The organism is Psychrobacter sp. T6-1, from assembly GCF_052258445.1.
Genome location: NZ_JBQQFC010000564.1, coordinates 1 through 1,002, shown reverse-complemented (window position 1 = coordinate 1,002; position 1,002 = coordinate 1). Strand labels below are relative to the sequence as shown.

Genomic DNA, 1,002 nt, shown 5'->3' with positions numbered 1-1,002 from the left:
TATAGTGCGGTCAAAAAGTCGTAAGCGGCGCGCGTCGATTCAATGACATCGCGGCGCCCGTCATAGGTGCTGCTTTGATTAAGACCGTAGATACGACCTGTACTTGGAATAAACTGCCACATGCCAGCGGCGGCGGCGCTACTGGTCGCGCCTGGATCATAGGAGCTCTCAATGATAGGCAATAGGGCAAGCTCGGTTGGAATATTGCGGCGCTCAGCTTCTCGTACAGTATGATACAGGTAGCGGCTTGAGCGCGCAGTCAAACGATTAAGATAGTCTTGGCGACTGGTGAACCAGCCCTTTTGCGCCTCAATACGCTGATTGTAGATCGGCTGACCCATATTCATGCGGTAGCCTGCGCGCAGACGATTCCACAAATCACCATATTGCTGAATCACCAGTTTATTGCCCTCAACCATCGTCATATCAGTGGCTTCTAACAAGTCCGCTAGTTCATCTAAACTCTCAGCATCTAAATATGCAGTCGAATAATCAGTGCTACTTGGCGCTGTATTCACCGTAGGCTGCGTAGCGGGTTGTTTATTGATAACAGGTTTCGTAGTTGCTCCCGTATTTTTTACCGTTGATGTGTTACTACAGGCGCTAATAAGCAGAGTCGATACCGCAAGCGCCAAAGGTAGAGCGATAAATGAGCGAGATTTTGAGGACACAGTAGACATGATGAGGGGTGCTTCCTAACGATATGAGAAAAATAAAGGAGAATGACAGTATAGTATGCAATATAGACTAAAAACCAGTAGCAGAGTAAAGATAGTGCTTAGATTTTCAATACCACTTAAATATTGAGTAGTGCCTTGTAGCCAGTACCCAAATATAAAATAGGTTTGACGAAGTCATAACTTTATATCATGTTCAACGAGAATAGCGCAAATTTGACTGATAGCTAATATTTTATAAAAAAACCACTGACTTGAGTCAATGGCGTATTTGAGCACTTGATAACATGTGCTACATAAACATTCATTTAGGATTTAACTACAC

At 44.1% G+C, this 1,002-nt stretch carries 1 protein-coding gene; it reads right to left on the bottom strand.

Annotation, left to right across the window (positions count from 1 at the left end; genetic code table 11):
• On the bottom strand, window positions 1-680 hold a 680-nt coding region (locus ACTXGO_RS14610), incomplete at its 3' end, for a transglycosylase SLT domain-containing protein (RefSeq protein ID WP_443575029.1).
• Window positions 681-1,002: the final 322 nt, after the last annotated feature.